Source organism: Streptomyces sp. ME02-8801-2C (genome assembly GCF_033793965.1).
Taxonomy (GTDB): Bacteria; Actinomycetota; Actinomycetes; order Streptomycetales; family Streptomycetaceae; genus Streptomyces.
This window is the reverse complement of sequence record NZ_JARAXP010000001.1, coordinates 101,482-116,596: the sequence shown is the minus strand read 5'-3', so window position 1 is coordinate 116,596 and position 15,115 is coordinate 101,482. Positions and strand designations below refer to the sequence as shown.

Below are 15,115 nucleotides of genomic sequence, written 5' to 3'. Positions count from 1 at the left end.
CACGGTGATGTCCATTGGGCGGACCGTGGGGGCGGTCGTAGGCTTGCGGCATGTCTACCTATGCGAAGCGTGAACGACTTCTTCTCGCCGACCTGTTGGAGACCGAGGGTCCCGACGCCCCGACGCTGTGCGAGGGCTGGCGGACCCGTGATCTCGCCGCTCACGTGGTGGTGCGCGAGCGCCGGCCGGACGCCGCCGGAGGGCTGCTGATCAAGCAGCTGGGATCCCGTCTCGAGCGGGTCATGGCGGAGTTCGCCGACAAGCCGTACGAGGAGCTGATCCAGCTGATCCGTACCGGCCCGCCGCGTTTCTCGCCGTTCTCGCTGAAGCAGGTGGACGAGGCGTCGAACACGGTCGAGTTCTACGTCCACACGGAGGACGTGCGCCGGGCACGGCCCGACTGGACGCCCCGCGAGCTGGATCCGGTGTTCCAGGACGCCCTGTGGTCCCGCCTGGAGCGCACCGCCCGGCTGGCGGGCCGGGGCGCGGCGACGGGCCTGGTGCTGCGCCGCCCGAACGGCCAGACGGCGGTCGCCCACCGCGGCACCCCGGTGGTCACGGCAACCGGCGAGCCGTCGGAACTGCTCCTCTTCGCCCTCGGCCGCCAGTCGGCCGCCGACGTCGAACTCGAGGGCGACAAGGAAGCAATCACCAAGCTGCACGAGTCGAAACAGCTCGGCATCTGAGGAGGGCCCCTGAACCGCGCCCGACAGGGGCGCGGTTCAGGGGCGCGGGGAACTGCGCGACAAGCCCCCACCGGGCCCGCAGCAAAAGAACCGCGCGTCACCGAACGGGATACCCAGCCGCCCGAAGCGCATCCTTGACCTGCCCGATCCGAAGATCCCCGAAGTGGAACACAGAGGCGGCCAGAACCGCATCCGCCCCACCCGCGACAGCGGGCGCGAAGTCGGCAAGCCGACCAGCTCCCCCACTGGCGATCAGCGGCACGCGTACGTGCTTGCGTACGGCCTCGATCATCTCGATGTCGTACCCGTCCTTGGTGCCGTCCGCGTCCATGGAGTTGAGCAGGATCTCCCCGGCGCCCAGTTCGGCGGCCTGGTGGGCCCATTCGACGGCGTCGATCCCGGTACCGCGTCGGCCGCCGTGGGTGGTGACCTCGAAGGAGCCGGACTCGGTGCGGCGGGCGTCCACGGACAGCACCAGCACCTGCCGGCCGAACCGCTCGGCGATCTCGCGGATCAGGTCGGGCCGCGCGATGGCCGCTGTGTTGACGCCGACCTTGTCGGCGCCGGCCCGCAGCAGCTTGTCGACGTCCTCGGCCGCGCGCACTCCCCCGCCCACGGTGAGCGGGATGAACACCTGTTCGGCGGTGCGTCGGACCACGTCGTAGGTGGTCTCGCGGTTGCCCGAGGAGGCGGTGATGTCGAGGAACGTCAGTTCGTCGGCGCCCTCGGCGTCGTACACCTTGGCCATCTCGACGGGGTCGCCCGCGTCGCGCAGGTTCTGGAAGTTGACGCCCTTGACGACCCGGCCGTTGTCCACGTCCAGGCAGGGGATGACTCGTACGGCAAGGGTCATGCTGGGGTCACTCCTCGGTACGCCTCCACCTCGACCTCGACGACCAGGCTGGGGTCCACGAGGCCGGCGACGATGATCATGGACGCGGCGGGCCGGACGGAGTCGAACAGCTCCTTGTGGGCCCGTCCGACATCGTCCACGTCACGCGCGTGCGTGATGTACATGCGCGTGCGCACGACGTCGTCCCGCCCGAGACCCAGCTGCCCCAGCGCCGCGAAGGCGACGTTGAACGCGTTGACCGTCTGCTCGTACGGGCCGCCGCCGGCGATCTCGCCGTCCACTATCGAGGTGCAGCCGGAGACCAGCACCAGGCCGTTCGGCAGCTCCACCGCGCGGGAGTACCCGAAGGACTCCTCCCAGGGCGCACCGGTCGTCACACGCCGTACGTCGCTCACTTGGCCACCGCCTCCAAGGCCTCTTCCAGGGTGAACGCCTTCGCGTACAGGGCCTTCCCGACGATGGAGCCCTCGACACCGAGGGGTACCAACTCGGCGATGGCCCGCAGGTCGTCCAGGGAGGAGACGCCGCCGGAGGCCACGACCGGCCGGTCGGTCGCCGCGCAGACGTTGCGCAGCAGCTCCAGGTTGGGGCCCTGAAGCGTGCCGTCCTTGGCGATGTCGGTCACGACATACCGCGCGCAGCCTTCGGCGTTGAGGCGCTCGAGCGTCTCGTAGAGGTCGCCGCCGTCGCGGGTCCAGCCACGGCCGCGAAGCGTGGTTCCCCGTACGTCCAGGCCGACCGCGATCTTGTCGCCGTGCTCGGCGATGACCTTGGCGACCCAGTCCGGGGTCTCCAGGGCGGCCGTACCGAGGTTCACGCGCGTGCAGCCCGTCGCCAGGGCGGCGGCCAGTGTGTCGTCGTCGCGGATGCCGCCGGACAGCTCCACCTTGATGTCCATCGCGCCGGCGACCTCGGCGATCAGCTTGCGGTTGTCGCCGGTGCCGAAGGCCGCGTCCAGGTCGACCAGGTGCAGCCATTCGGCGCCGGAGCGCTGCCAGGCGAGGGCCGCCTCCAGGGGGGAGCCGTACGAGGTCTCCGTGCCGGACTCGCCGTGCACGAGGCGGACGGCCTGGCCGTCGCGGACGTCGACGGCGGGGAGGAGTTCGAGCTTGGCCATGGTCTACAGGGTTCCGATCCAGTTGGTGAGCAGCTGCGCTCCGGCGTCGCCGGACTTCTCGGGGTGGAACTGGGTGGCCCACAGGGCGCCGTTCTCGACGGCCGCCACGAAGGGCTTGCCGTGCGTCGACCAGGTGACCTTGGGGGCGCGCATCACGGGGTTCGCGGTCTCGAGGGACCAGTCGTGGACGGCGTACGAGTGGACGAAGTAGAAGCGCGCGTCGGCGTCCAGGCCCGCGAAGAGCTGGGAGTCCGCCGGGGCTTCGACGGTGTTCCAGCCCATGTGGGGCACGATGTCGGCCTGGAGCGGCTCGACGGAGCCGGGCCACTCGTCGAGGCCCTCGCTCTCGACGCCGTGTTCGATACCGCGTGCGAAGAGGATCTGCATGCCCACGCAGATGCCCATCACGGGGCGGCCGCCGGACAGCCGGCGCCCGACGATCCAGTCCCCGCGCGCCTCCCTGAGGCCCTGCATACAGGCGGCGAAGGCGCCGACGCCCGGCACCAGCAGCCCGTCCGCGTTCATGGCCGTGTCGAAGTCACGCGTTATCTCGACTTCGGCACCCGCGCGCGCGAGAGCACGCTCGGCCGACCGCACGTTCCCGAACCCGTAGTCGAAGACGACGACCTTCTTGGACGCCTTGGACGCGCTCAATTCCATACCTCCAGCCTCAGGACGCCGGCGACCAGGCACATCGCGGCGCCTATCGAGAGCAGCACGATGAGGCTCATCGGCATCTTCTGCTTGACGAAGGAGTAGATCCCGCCGAGCAGGAAGAGGCCGAGGACGATCAGTACGGTGGAGAGGCCGCTCATGGCTTTACAGCGCGCCCTTCGTGGAGGGGAGGATGCCCGCCGCGCGCGGGTCGCGTTCGGAGGCGTAGCGCAGGGCCCGGGCGAGCGCCTTGAACTGGCACTCCACGATGTGGTGGGCGTTGCGCCCGTAGGGCACGTGCACGTGCAGCGCGATCTGGGCCTGGGCGACGAAGGACTCCAGGATGTGCCGGGTCATCGTGGTGTCGTACTCGCCGATCATCGGCGCCATCTTCTCGGGCTCGGTGTGCACGAGGTAGGGGCGGCCGCTCAGGTCCACCGTCACCTGGGCGAGGGACTCGTCCAGGGGGACCGTGCAGTTGCCGAAGCGGTAGATGCCGACCTTGTCGCCGAGGGCCTGCTTGAAGGCTGCTCCGAGGGCGAGGGCGGTGTCCTCGATGGTGTGGTGCGAGTCGATGTGCAGGTCACCCTCGGTCTTCACGGTGAGGTCGAACAGACCGTGCCGGCCGAGCTGGTCGAGCATGTGGTCGTAGAAGCCGACGCCCGTCGACACCTCGACCTTGCCGGTGCCGTCGAGGTCGATCTCGACGAGGACCGATGTCTCCTTGGTGGTGCGCTCCACGCGTCCGACGCGGCTCATGACTTGCCCTGCTCTTTCTTGAGTTCACGTACCGCGTTCAGGAACGCGTCGTTCTCGGCGGGGGTTCCCGCGGTGACCCGCAGCCATCCGGGTACGCCGTTGTCCCGGACCAGGACGCCCTGGTCGAGGATCCGCTGCCAGGCCGCGTGGGAGTCGGCGAAGGTGCCGAACTGCACGAAGTTGGCGTCGGACTCGGTGACGTCGAACCCGATGGCACGCAGTTCGGCGACGAGCCGGTCCCGCTCGGTCTTGAGCTGGTCGACGTACTTCAGCAGCGTGTCGGTGTGCTCCAGGGCGGCCAGGGCGGTCGCCTGCGCCACGGCCGACAGGTGATAGGGCAGTCGTACGAGCTGCACGGCGTCGACAACGGCCGGGTGCGCGGCGAGATAGCCGAGGCGCAGACCCGCCGCCCCGAACGCCTTGGACATCGTCCGGGAGACGACGAGATTCGGCCGTCCCTCGAGCAGCGGCAGCAGTGAGTCGCCGTGGCTGAACTCGATGTACGCCTCGTCGACCACGACCATCGAGGGTTTGGCGGCCTGCGCTGCCTCGTACAGCGCGAGGACCGTCTCGCGCGGGACCGCGTTGCCGGTGGGGTTGTTGGGCGTGGTGACGAAGACGACGTCGGGCCGGTGCTCGGCGATGGCCTTCTCGGCCGCCGGGAGATCGATGGTGAAGTCCTCGTTGCGCGGGCCGGAGATCCAGCCGGTGCCCGTCCCGCGCGCGATGAGGCCGTGCATCGAGTAGGAGGGCTCGAAGCCGATCGCGGTACGGCCGGGCCCGCCGAAGGTCTGGAGCAGCTGCTGGATGACCTCGTTGGAGCCGTTGGCGGCCCACACGTTGGCGAGGCCGACCTCGTGGCCCGAGGTGTCCGTCAGATATTTGGCGAGCTGCGTACGCAGCTCCACGGCGTCCCGGTCGGGGTAGCGGTTGAGGTTCCGGGCGGCCTCGCGCACCCGCTCGGCGATCCGCTCGACGAGCGGTTCGGGCAGCGGGTAGGGGTTCTCGTTGGTGTTCAGCCGTACGGGGACGTCGAGCTGGGGCGCGCCGTACGGCGACTTGCCGCGCAGTTCGTCCCGTACGGGAAGATCGTCGATTCCGAAGTTCACTTGCTCTCAGGTACCTTCCACCCGAACCTTGCCTTCACCGCCGCGCCGTGTGCGGGCAGGTCCTCCGCCTCCGCCAGCGTCACCACATGGTGTGCCACGTCGGCCAGTGCGTCCCGCGTGTAGTCGACGATGTGGATGCCGCGCAGGAAGGACTGGACGGAGAGGCCGGAGGAGTGGCAGGCGCAGCCGCCGGTGGGCAGGACGTGGTTGGACCCGGCCGCGTAGTCGCCGAGCGAGACCGGCGCCCAGGGGCCGACGAAGATCGCGCCGGCGTTGCGCACCCGGTCGGCCACGGCCGCCGCGTTCGCGGTCTGGATCTCCAGGTGTTCGGCGCCGTACGCGTCGACGACCCGCAGGCCCTCCTCCACGCCGTCGACGACGACGATCGCGGACTGCTTGCCGGCCAGTGCCGGGGCGATCCGGTCCTCGATGTGCTTGGTGGCCGCGACCTGCGGTTCCAGTTCCTTCTCGACCGCGTCCGCGAGCGCCACGGAGTCCGTGACGAGGACGGCGGCTGCCAGCGGGTCGTGCTCGGCCTGGCTGATCAGGTCGGCGGCGACGTGCACCGGGTCGGCGGTGTCGTCGGCGAGGATCGCGATCTCGGTGGGGCCGGCCTCGGTGTCGATGCCGATCTTCCCCGCGAAGTACCGCTTGGCGGCGGTGACCCAGATGTTGCCGGGGCCGGTCACCATGTTGGCGGGCGCGCAGGACTCGGTGCCGTACGCGAACATCGCGACGGCGGTGGCGCCTCCGGCCGCGTACACCTCGTCGACGCCGAGGAGGGCGCAGGCGGCGAGGATGGTCGGGTGCGGCAGCCCGCCGAAGTCGGCCTGGGCCGGGGAGGAGAGGGCGATCGACTCGACGCCCGCCTCCTGAGCGGGTACGACGTTCATGATCACGGAGGAGGGGTACACGGCCCGGCCGCCGGGCGCGTACAGCCCGACCCGGTCCACGGGCACCCACTTCTCGGTGACCGAGCCGCCGGGCACGACCTGGGTCGTGTGCGTCGTACGGCGCTGCTCGCGGTGGACGAGACGGGCGCGGCGGATGGACTCCTCCAGGGCCGCGCGGACGGCCGGGGCGAGCTGCTCCAGCGCGTCGGCGATGGCCTGGGCGGGCACGCGGACGGATTCCAGCCGGACGCCGTCGAACTTCTCCGCGAAGTCGATCAGCGCCGCGTCGCCCCGATGATGCACGGCCTCGCAGATCGGACGCACCTTCTCCAGGGCGGCCGAGACGTCGAAGTCGGCTCGGGGCAGCAGGTCGCGCAGGGCGGGTCCCTCAGGGAGGGCGTCGCCGCGCAGATCGATTCGAGAGATCACGCGGTCAATTCTCTCAGACGCCGATCGGGCGACGTTCGCGTGTATCAGTGGCTGATACGGAGCGTTGCGAAGCGCCCCTGCGAGACCCGCGCGGGAACCCGGAAGATCACCTTCACGTTTTGCGTTCAGAGGGTTACCGAGCGGGCAGAACGGTTGTACTAAACCTGTTGGTAACACCTGGTGGCACGGGGAGGAGTGGGAAAACGTCGTGACAGAGGGTGGCGGAATCCGCACGGGGGACTCGGGGACCACGGGGGAACCGCCGGACGATCTGAGCGCCGCCGAGGTCGGTATGTGGCAGGCCTTCCGCAACGGCAGCGTGTACGACCTGAGCAGTGGCGACACCGTCGTCGACGATCCGCACGGCGGCCATCCGTGGGGCGCCGACCGGACCGTGCGGGCCCGCATCGTGTGCTGGCTGCTCCTCGACGGCCCGCCCGCGCTCGCGGGGCGCGTGTCGTCCCTCAAGCTCACCGGTGTGCAGATCAACGGCACGCTCGATCTGGCGGGCGGCACGGTCGTGCCCTATGTCGAGCTGAAGGGCTGCCGGTTCGAGAAGGAGATCCTGCTGCCGGAGGCCCGCTTCACGACCGTACGCCTGGTGGACTGCTCGGTGCCCCGGCTGGAGGCGGCCCGCGTGCACACCGAGGGCGATCTGCATCTGCCGCGCTGCCGCTTCCACAACGGCGTACGCCTCACCGACGCGCACATCGGCACGGATCTGCTGCTCAACCAGGCCGTCGTCTACCGGGACCGGCGCGGGCGCTCGCTGGTCGGGGACGGTATGCACGTCGGCCAGGACCTCCAGGCCGAGATGCTGGAGGCGCACGGTGAGCTGAGCCTGCGCGGGGCGACGATCGGTGTCTCGCTGAGCCTGCGCGGCAGCCGGCTCGCCAATCCGTACGGGAGACTCGCGCTCAACGCCCCCCAGCTGACCGTGGGCCGCACCCTGTACCTCACCCCGGCCGGCGTCTGGAACCCCATCCTGACCAGCGGCACGACCCCCGCCCACGGGACACGCATCCAGCGTTTCGAGTGCGAGGGCGGGATCCGCCTGGACGACGGCCGGTTCGGCGACGCCGTCGACCTCGAACGCGCCCGGCTGACCTTCACCGACGAGCAGTCGCTGTCGCTGCGCCGGGTACAGACGCCCGAGCTGCGCTTCCTCGGGGAGCGGCCGGAGCGCGGCAAGGTGCTGCTGTCGGGTGCGAAGGTCGTCAACCTCGTGGACCGGGCGGGCAGTTGGCCAGGCCCTGGCAACCTGCACATGGGCGGCTTCGGGTACGAGAACCTCGTACCGCAGGGGCCGTTCCCGCCGACGGAGCGGCTGGCGTGGGTGGCGGCGGCGACCGCCGAGTACAGCCCGGAGCCGTACGAGCGGCTGGCCGCCGTGCTGCGCAACAGTGGTGAGGACGAGGACGCGCGCGAGGTGCTGCTCGCCAAGCAGCGCCGTCGCCGCGAGACCCTGCCGCCTGCGGCGAAACTGTGGGGGTATGTGCAGGACTGGACGGTCGCCTACGGGTACCGGCCGGGCCGGGCCGCCGTGTGGATGGCGGTGCTGTGGGCGGCGAGTTCGGTGGCGTTCGCGCACGCGAGCCATCCGCCGCTGAAGAGCGGGGAGCACCCGCCGTGGAACCCCTCGCTCTTCGCCCTCGACCTGCTTCTCCCGTTGATCGATCTGGGTCAGGTCGGCTTCTGGCAGCTGCGCGGGGGCTGGCAGTGGCTGGCCGCCGCGATCATCATGCTGGGCTGGGTCCTGGCGACGACGGTGGCGGCGGGGGCGACCCGGACGCTGCGCAGAAACTGAGCTCGGCTCATTTTTCTTCACCATCCCCACACCTCGGACCGTACAACTAAAAACAGGGTGCGCATTTGGTCTGGCGCGGCCCCGACCTGCGCCTTTCAATGGCGACACCATGGCTTCGCTGCGTGCGTTACTCCGCGCCACCCGGGCGGAACGGAACACTCCGCCGTCTCCACGCCTCGCCGCCGCCGGACTGCCCCCCGACGACGAGGTACTGCTCGACGCGCCCGACGCCCGGCTCGGCCCCGCGCTCGTCGCGGCGGGCCGGGGCGAGTACGGGCCGGCGGCCGAACTGCTGGCCGCCACCCGCGCCACGGGCGAGTGGGAGCACCGGGACCGTTACGTGGTCCGGCTGGCCGCGTTCGCGCACTCCCGCGCCGAGTGGCTCACGTCCTGGCGCGCGGCCGCCCCGAACGACCCGGACGCGCTGCTCGTCGCGGCCGAGCTGGCGGTGGCGAACGCCTGGGAGTCCCCCGCCCGGGCCGAACTCCTGTTGCAGACGGGCCCGTTGGTCGAGGCCGCCGAGGCGGGCGACCCGCGAGACCCGGTGCCCTGGCGGATCGCCCTGGACCGGGCCCGGGGCAGCGACGCGGACCACGGTGAGTTCGAGAGGCTCTGGGCAGAGGCCGTACGCCGCTCGCCGCATCACTACGGCTGCCATGTGGCGGCGCTGCAGTACCTGTCCACGGGCCCCTTCCGGTCCGCGGGCGGCAACGGCTCGTACCGCGAGTGCTTCGACTTCGCCGAGCGGGCCGCGCAGGACGCCCTGCCCGGCTCGCTCGTCCAGGCGCTGCCCCTGCACGCGGCCTTCATCTGCCTCACCCAGAACGACGGCAGGACGGTGCTGGACCGGTACCGCCTGGACACGGCGGCGGACACGGCCACAGCTCTGTCGGCGACGTACCCGGCGGCGGCCCCGTGGCCTGCCGAACTGCGCAACCTGCTCACGTACGTTCTGATCGCGCTCGGCCGATGGGAGGACGCCCTTCTCCAAGTACGTCTGACCGGCCCGTACACCACGTCCTTCCCCTGGGACCGGTTCTCGGACGACCCCCTCGGCGGGTTCCTCGAAGCACGCGAGGAGATCCACCGGAACGTGCCCGCCGCCCGGTGCGCCACCGGCGCCGCTCAGCCGGGGAGTGAGCACGACGGACGCGCACACTCCGGCGACCATTAGGCTTTCCCGTCGTGACCACCGTCCAACTGCCGCTCTTCCCGCTCAACTCGGTGCTGTTCCCGGGACTCGTCATCCCGCTGAACATCTTCGAGGAGCGTTATCGCGCCATGATGCGCGAACTTCTGAAGACCCCCGAGGACGAACCACGCCGGTTCGCCGTCGTGACGATCCGCGACGGCCACGAGGTGGCGCCCAGCGCCCAGGGCCTGCCCGACCAGACGGCGGTGCCCGAACGCGGGCCCACGGCCGGCTTCGGCGACGACCCGGTCAAGGCCTTCCACTCCGTGGGGTGCGTGGCGGACGCGGCGACGATCAGGGAACGCGAGGACGGCACGTTCGAGGTGCTGGCCACCGGTACGACCCGGGTGCGGGTGCTGTCGGTTGACGCGTCGGGCCCGTTCCTGACCGCGGAACTGGAGGAGCTGGAGGAATCCCCCGGCGACGAGGCGGGCGCGCTGGCGGAGGGCGTCCTGAGGGCCTTCAGGCAGTACCAGAAGCGCCTGGCGGGCGCACGGGAACGTTCCCTGTCGACGGGCGCCGACCTCCCCGACGAGCCATCGGTGGTGTCGTACCTGGTGGCGGCGGCGATGATGCTGGACACCCCGTCGAAGCAGCGCCTGCTCCAGGCGCCGGACACGTCGTCCCGGCTCCGCGAGGAACTGGTGCTTCTGCGCACGGAGACGGCGATCATCCGCAACCTCCCGTCCCTGCCCGCGTCGGAACTGACCCGCGCCCCGACAAGCCTGAACTGAGGGCAACCGCAATGGCGAAGAAGAAACAGCAGCAGCAGTCGGGCGGAACCCCGGCGACAGTGGCCCTCACAGCGGCAGGCGTCCCCTACACGGTCCACGCGTACGAACACGACCCCGCGCACCCCTCGTACGGCGAGGAGGCCGCCGAGGCGATGGGGGTGTCACCGGAGCGCGTCTTCAAGACCCTGGTGGCGGACGTGGACGGGGTGCTGACGGTCGCGGTGGTCCCGGTGGCGGGTCAGCTGGACCTGAAGGCACTGGCGGCGGCGGTGTCGGGCAAACGCGCGTCCATGGCGGACCCCGCCTTGGCGGAACGCACGACGGGCTATGTGCGGGGCGGCATCTCCCCCTTGGGCCAACGCAAGAAACTCCGCACGGTCCTGGACACCTCGGCGGCCACCCACCCCACGATCTGCGTCTCGGCGGGCCGCAGAGGCCTGGAGGTAGAACTGTCCCCCGATGACCTGACGACCCTCACCCAGGCAACAAGGGCCCCGATCGCCCGCACGTGAATGCTCAGCCCCGGCCGGCACCCCCAGCCCGTCCGGCGTTTGAGGACAAGGCCCGTCCAGGGCCGCAGGGGGGGTCTGGGGGCACAGCCCCCAGGAACGGGATGGGACGGGTAGGGGCGGCGGGGGCGAAAAAAGTCCCCTTAAACGGGCGGAGCCACCACCTCTTCCGGATCCCGAGGCCCGAACAACCCCGTCAACCCCAGATGCACCACCAACGCCCCCACAGACCACACCAACAACGCCCCCTTCGCCCCCAACTTCAACGGCGCCGAAAACGTAACCCCCTTACCCACACCCTTCGCATGGGCGATCACATCCTGCGCCGGCCCGAGCCAAACCCCCAACCGCCAGGCCAGCACCGACCCCAGCACCCCACCCACCGCCAGCGCGACCACCAACGGCACACCCCCACGCCGCCGCACCAGGAAAACCCCCAGCGCACTGACCGCCCCGAAGGCCAACGCCAGCAGAGTAAACGTTCCGTCGACCCCGACGGCCTGCTCGCCCTCGCTGTCCTTGACGTACACGACCCACCGGCTTTCGACGATGTCCCCGACCAGCGGAACCTTCGGCGCCAGCCACCACCACAGCAGCCCGAGCAGCACCCCGCCGAGCACCAGCGCCACCGTGACGACGGCGGCCTCCCGCAGTTCGGTCTTCATACCGGGGCCGTCCTGCCCGTACGCGGGCGCGAACCCACTGCCCCCGTCGGGCTCCGGCCAGAACTGTCGGCCGCGGCTGTCCGGCCCCTGCTGGAGCGAGGGCTGCTGCTGCAGGGGCTGCTGGAGCTGCTTGGGCTGCGAAGCCTCGTCGCGTTCGTGCGAGGGCTCTTGGTGCGGCGGCGGAGGCGGAGTCAGCGGTGCGGTCACACCGACATCGTGCCAGGCCCGTCCGTGCGGCGCGTCACCGGACGGCCGCCCGACGGTACGCCCAGGTCGCCACGGCCAGCGAGACCACCCCGACCCCCGCGCACACGGCGAGATCACCGAACACGAAGGCCCAGTCGGGGTCGGGCCCGAAGGTCCGGGCGAAGGCCTCCACACCGTACGTCGAGGGCAGCAGATCCCGCGCGAACCGCACCAGCCCCGGCATCCGCTCCGCCGGCAGCACGCCCAGCAGCAGCGCCGCCGACATTCCCAACTGCCCGAGCAGCGTGGCCAGTTCCGGGCGTGGCGCGAGCAGTCCGAAGGCGGCGCCGAGCCCGGCGAGCGCGGCTCCGGCGAGCGGGATCACCAGGGCGAGCACCCACAGATGCGCCAGCGGCAGCCCGTACAGCACGCACCCGAACACCGCGGTGACCACGGTCCCGGGCACGGTGAAGGACGCGTACGCCCCCGCGGCCCCGAGCACCACGGCCGCCGGCGGTACCGGCAGGGTGGCGTAGTGGTCGAGCCCGCCGCTGGCCCGCAGCTGCCCGAAGTACTGGGCGAGCAGGTTCAGCGCGACGAAGGCCACGACCAGCACCGAGGCCCCGGCCACCACGGCCCGGGCCTCACCGCCCCCGTCCACGACCCCCCGCATCAGGATCATGATTCCGACGGACTGGAAGGTCGCCACGAACAGCAGCGGAATCCGCGCGACCCGGGCCCGGGACAGCTGCGCCCGGTACACCGCGACCAGCGCGGGCCACAGCCGCGCACGCGGCCCCAGCTCGGCCGTCGCGGGGCGCGCGGGCGTCTTCTCCACGGCCAGGGCGCTGCTCGGCAGCACCTCGGCGGGCACGAAACTCACGTCGAGCTGCTCCTCTTCGTCCCGGTCACGACAGCCGCCCTCTCCCCCGCCAGTCCCCGCACACACACCCGTACGGATCCGAAGCCGCCCACGCTCAGGCCACTCACGCCTTCACCAGCCCCTGCACGTTCCCGCCGAGCGCCAGATACACGTCCTCCAGGCTCGGCGTGGCCAGGGTGAAGTCGTCCAGCGCGGTGAAGGCGGCCCCGCCGGTGACCGTGGCGACCGCCGCGCGGGCCTCCTCCGGAGCCAGCCGCAGCGTCCATCTGCGCCCCGACTCGACGGCCCGGTCGCGCAGCGCGGCGACCTCGGGGACGTGCAGTGGCGCCGACTCCCGCCAGACCAGATCGACCCGGACCTCGCCCGCGACCTGCTCCTTCAGCCCGGCGGGCGTGTCACAGGCGATCACGCGTCCCCGGTCGAGGACGGCGACGCGGTCGAGAACCGTCTCCGCCTCGATCACGTTGTGGGTGACCAGCAGCACCGTCGTACCGCGCTCGGCCCGCCGCCGGTCCACCGCCGACCACACGGCCCGCCGGGCCACCGGATCCATCCCGGTCGTCGGCTCGTCGAGGACGAGCAGCGGTCGTTCGCCGACCAGCGCGGTGGCGAAGCAGGCGAGCCGCCGTTGGCCGCCGGACAGTTTGCGGATGGGCCGGGCGGCCAGTGCCGTGAGCCCGAGCTCTTCCAGGACGGCGTCCCGTTCGGCGCGCGCCTGCCGTACCTCCAGGCCGCGCAGTCGCGCGGTGGTCTCGACGGCGAGCGAGACGGTGAGTTCGTCGAGCGCGCTGGACTCCTGGCCGAGATAGGCGAGGATGCGCGCGGCCCGCTCGGGGTGGCGCACGACGTCGTGGCCGAGGATCTCGACGCTGCCCCGGTCGGGGCGCATCAGGCCGGTGATCTGCCGTACGAGGGTCGACTTGCCGGCGCCGTTCGGCCCGAGCAGGCCGAAGATCTCACCGCGGCGGACGTCCAGCTCGACGGCGTCGGTGGCCCGTACCTCGGGTGTTCCGGGGGCGCCGCGCCGACCGCGTACCGCCGCATAGGTCTTGGTGAGATCGCGCACCGCGCACACGACATCGTCACCGTGTCGGGCTGTGTCTGCCGTGCGCGTACTCACGAGGGACGAGAGTACGGGGTGCCCGACTCCGCCTGAAATCCAACCCCCGTCCCTGCGCCCGCCCGCTCACTCCCCGGCGGGCGCGTGCTCCGCGGCCGTACGGACGTCGACCTCGCGCCAGAATCCGGCCCTGATCGCGTACCGGTCGTGCTCGTCGATCTGGTCGTCCTTGTGGGCGAGCAGTCCGAAGCGGGCGGCGTAGCGCAGCAGTTCGCCGTCGATACGGTGTGGGATACGGGGGTACATCGTGGACAGTTTCTGCAGCTGGGCGGGGTCCGGGAGGCGTTCCATCCAGCGGCGCGCGAACACCTGCCCGACCTCGTACGGATCACCGCCGACCGTGGTGATGTCCTCCTCGCGGTCGGCCCAGCGCTGCTCGGCCGAGGTGAGCTGGGCCAGCGTCGGCATGGACGCGATCTCGGGGGGCTCGGAGGCCACGCCCGGCCGGTCGACCCAGCCCTTGTCGGAGGACCAGCGCAGGGTGGCGCTCGCGGGCTGCTGGGCGGGCGGGGCCCCGGGGGCCCGCAGCGCGGCCAGGTCCTTGGGGGTCGGTACGCCCTTGGGCGCGCTCACGCGCTCCTGCGCGCCGTTCTGCGCGTCGGGCGCCGCCGCGTGCTCCTGCTGCTCGTCCGCGGCGCGTTCCGCGGTCTGCCCGAGCGACGACTCGGGCAGCGGGGCGGAAAGGATCGCGGCGATCTCGGGCCGGGGCGCGGGCTGCGGCGCGCAGATCCCGCCGAGTTCCTTGGCCCGTACGGCCTTGGTGATCCACGTACGGTCGAGGACGCGCCGCTCGTCGGCCTCGGCGACCAGGTCCTCGGACTGGTTGTAGTCGCCGTCCGCGGCCTGCACGGCCCACAGGTGTACGGCCACGCCGTGCTCCTTGGCGGCCATCATGCCCGGCAGCAGATCGCCGTCGCCCGTGACGAGGACGATGTCGGAGCAGGCCCGGTTGCGGGCCAGCTCGGTCAGCTCGGCGTGCATGGCGGCGTCGACGCCCTTCTGGGCCCACCGTCCGTCGCTGCGGGTCAGGGCGCCGAGCCGGACGGTGACCCGGGGCATCACGCGCAGCCTGCGATGCTCGGGCTGGGGCACCCGGTCGGGGGCGCCGTCGAACCAGTAGATGCGCAGCAGTGGCCGTTCGGTGTCCGACTCGGCGCGTTCTCGCAGGCCCTGGATGAGGGCGGCGTGGTCGACGGTGATCCGGGACCGCGAGGGCTCCCCGGCGAGAAGGCTCGCCGCGGCCCCGAGCAGATACCCGGCGTCCACCAGGACGATGCAGCGGTCCACGCGATCCACCCTCTTTCCGGGAGGTTTGCTTTGGGCTTCCTTCGAGTCTGCCCGACCGCGCGGAGGTTAACGGCCCGAACTCGATCTTCGGCGTGGCGTTTCGCTCGTCGGCGGTGGGTCTGGCCGCACGGCCGCCCTTATTACGCACGGTAATTCTCCGACATGCACGCTTTGTCGGGTCATGTGAATCTGAACTCGGTCCTGGCCCCTAGATCCCCCTCAGGAGGAAGAT

17 protein-coding genes are annotated in these 15,115 nt (G+C 71.2%); 5 read left to right on the top strand and 12 right to left on the bottom strand.

What is annotated here, in order from left to right:
• Positions 1 to 50: 50 nt before the first annotated feature.
• The gene (locus PV396_RS00540; protein WP_319199555.1) at positions 51 to 686 is read left to right on the top strand and encodes a TIGR03085 family metal-binding protein; all 636 of its coding nucleotides are present in this window, start codon (positions 51 to 53) and stop codon (positions 684 to 686) included.
• 97 nt (positions 687 to 783) lie between these two features.
• On the opposite strand, the gene hisF is transcribed toward PV396_RS00540, so the two are convergent.
• From hisF to hisD, 8 genes are read right to left on the bottom strand one after another with little or no spacing between them, the layout of a single operon-like run.
• Positions 784 to 1,539, bottom strand: a complete 756-nt coding sequence (gene hisF / locus PV396_RS00535; RefSeq protein ID WP_319199554.1) for an imidazole glycerol phosphate synthase subunit HisF — start codon at positions 1,537 to 1,539, stop codon at positions 784 to 786.
• A complete protein-coding gene (locus PV396_RS00530; RefSeq protein ID WP_319199553.1) occupies positions 1,536 to 1,934 on the bottom strand; it encodes a RidA family protein in 399 nt (132 codons plus the stop codon). The genes hisF and PV396_RS00530 overlap by 4 nt, the downstream gene beginning before the upstream one ends.
• Entirely contained in the window at positions 1,931 to 2,656 is a 726-nt protein-coding gene (gene priA / locus PV396_RS00525; protein WP_319199552.1) for a bifunctional 1-(5-phosphoribosyl)-5-((5-phosphoribosylamino)methylideneamino)imidazole-4-carboxamide isomerase/phosphoribosylanthranilate isomerase PriA, read from the bottom strand. The genes PV396_RS00530 and priA overlap by 4 nt, the downstream gene beginning before the upstream one ends.
• A 3-nt stretch (positions 2,657 to 2,659) precedes the next feature.
• Positions 2,660 to 3,316, bottom strand: coding sequence for an imidazole glycerol phosphate synthase subunit HisH (hisH, locus tag PV396_RS00520; RefSeq protein WP_319199551.1), 657 nt, complete (start codon positions 3,314 to 3,316; stop codon positions 2,660 to 2,662).
• Entirely contained in the window at positions 3,307 to 3,471 is a 165-nt protein-coding gene (locus PV396_RS00515; protein WP_319199550.1) for a hypothetical protein, read from the bottom strand. The genes hisH and PV396_RS00515 overlap by 10 nt, the downstream gene beginning before the upstream one ends.
• 4 nt (positions 3,472 to 3,475) lie before the next feature.
• Positions 3,476 to 4,069, bottom strand: coding sequence for an imidazoleglycerol-phosphate dehydratase HisB (gene hisB, locus PV396_RS00510; RefSeq protein WP_006377508.1), 594 nt, complete (start codon positions 4,067 to 4,069; stop codon positions 3,476 to 3,478).
• Positions 4,066 to 5,178, bottom strand: coding sequence for a histidinol-phosphate transaminase (locus PV396_RS00505; protein ID WP_319199549.1), 1,113 nt, complete (start codon positions 5,176 to 5,178; stop codon positions 4,066 to 4,068). The genes hisB and PV396_RS00505 overlap by 4 nt, the downstream gene beginning before the upstream one ends.
• Entirely contained in the window at positions 5,175 to 6,500 is a 1,326-nt protein-coding gene (hisD, locus tag PV396_RS00500) for a histidinol dehydrogenase (protein ID WP_319199548.1), read from the bottom strand. Before hisD ends, PV396_RS00505 begins: the two co-directional genes overlap by 4 nt.
• A gap of 208 nt (positions 6,501 to 6,708) precedes the next feature.
• Between hisD and PV396_RS00495 the strand changes: the two genes are divergently transcribed.
• The 4 genes from PV396_RS00495 to ybaK all read left to right on the top strand — a co-directional run bounded on the left by PV396_RS00495 (position 6,709) and on the right by ybaK (position 10,745).
• Entirely contained in the window at positions 6,709 to 8,307 is a 1,599-nt protein-coding gene (locus PV396_RS00495) for an oxidoreductase (protein ID WP_319199547.1), read from the top strand.
• A 109-nt stretch (positions 8,308 to 8,416) separates the two neighbouring features.
• Positions 8,417 to 9,481 (top strand): hypothetical protein, encoded by a 1,065-nt coding sequence (locus PV396_RS00490; RefSeq protein WP_319199546.1) that lies wholly within the window; start codon positions 8,417 to 8,419, stop codon positions 9,479 to 9,481.
• 11 nt (positions 9,482 to 9,492) lie between these two features.
• Positions 9,493 to 10,233 carry an LON peptidase substrate-binding domain-containing protein gene (locus PV396_RS00485; RefSeq protein WP_319199545.1) on the top strand — a complete coding sequence of 247 codons (741 nt, stop codon included), beginning with the start codon at positions 9,493 to 9,495 and terminating at the stop codon, positions 10,231 to 10,233.
• Between the two features lie 11 nt (positions 10,234 to 10,244).
• Positions 10,245 to 10,745 carry a Cys-tRNA(Pro) deacylase gene (gene ybaK / locus PV396_RS00480; protein WP_319199544.1) on the top strand — a complete coding sequence of 167 codons (501 nt, stop codon included), beginning with the start codon at positions 10,245 to 10,247 and terminating at the stop codon, positions 10,743 to 10,745.
• Between the two features lie 140 nt (positions 10,746 to 10,885).
• Here the strand turns inward: ybaK and PV396_RS00475 are convergent, their stop codons facing one another.
• The 4 genes from PV396_RS00475 to PV396_RS00460 all read right to left on the bottom strand — a co-directional run bounded on the left by PV396_RS00475 (position 10,886) and on the right by PV396_RS00460 (position 14,883).
• The gene (locus PV396_RS00475; RefSeq protein WP_319199543.1) at positions 10,886 to 11,614 is read right to left on the bottom strand and encodes a hypothetical protein; all 729 of its coding nucleotides are present in this window, start codon (positions 11,612 to 11,614) and stop codon (positions 10,886 to 10,888) included.
• Between the two features lie 34 nt (positions 11,615 to 11,648).
• On the bottom strand, positions 11,649 to 12,476 hold the full coding sequence (locus PV396_RS00470; protein ID WP_319199542.1) for an ABC transporter permease: 828 nt from the start codon (positions 12,474 to 12,476) through the stop codon (positions 11,649 to 11,651).
• A gap of 103 nt (positions 12,477 to 12,579) precedes the next feature.
• On the bottom strand, positions 12,580 to 13,551 hold the full coding sequence (locus PV396_RS00465; RefSeq protein WP_319200582.1) for an ABC transporter ATP-binding protein: 972 nt from the start codon (positions 13,549 to 13,551) through the stop codon (positions 12,580 to 12,582).
• A gap of 111 nt (positions 13,552 to 13,662) precedes the next feature.
• Positions 13,663 to 14,883: an NYN domain-containing protein gene (locus PV396_RS00460; protein ID WP_319199541.1), complete on the bottom strand. Its 1,221-nt coding sequence runs from the start codon at positions 14,881 to 14,883 to the stop codon at positions 13,663 to 13,665.
• Positions 14,884 to 15,115 lie beyond the last annotated feature (232 nt).

Coding starts and splice junctions, on each gene's coding strand:
- PV396_RS00540 (WP_319199555.1), top strand. CDS start 51: ATGTCTACCTATGCGAAGCGTGAACGACTTCTTCTCGCCGACCTGTTG.
- hisF (WP_319199554.1), bottom strand. CDS start 1,539: ATGACCCTTGCCGTACGAGTCATCCCCTGCCTGGACGTGGACAACGGC.
- priA (WP_319199552.1), bottom strand. CDS start 2,656: ATGGCCAAGCTCGAACTCCTCCCCGCCGTCGACGTCCGCGACGGCCAG.
- hisH (WP_319199551.1), bottom strand. CDS start 3,316: ATGGAATTGAGCGCGTCCAAGGCGTCCAAGAAGGTCGTCGTCTTCGAC.
- PV396_RS00515 (WP_319199550.1), bottom strand. CDS start 3,471: ATGAGCGGCCTCTCCACCGTACTGATCGTCCTCGGCCTCTTCCTGCTC.
- hisB (WP_006377508.1), bottom strand. CDS start 4,069: ATGAGCCGCGTCGGACGCGTGGAGCGCACCACCAAGGAGACATCGGTC.
- PV396_RS00490 (WP_319199546.1), top strand. CDS start 8,417: ATGGCTTCGCTGCGTGCGTTACTCCGCGCCACCCGGGCGGAACGGAAC.
- ybaK (WP_319199544.1), top strand. CDS start 10,245: ATGGCGAAGAAGAAACAGCAGCAGCAGTCGGGCGGAACCCCGGCGACA.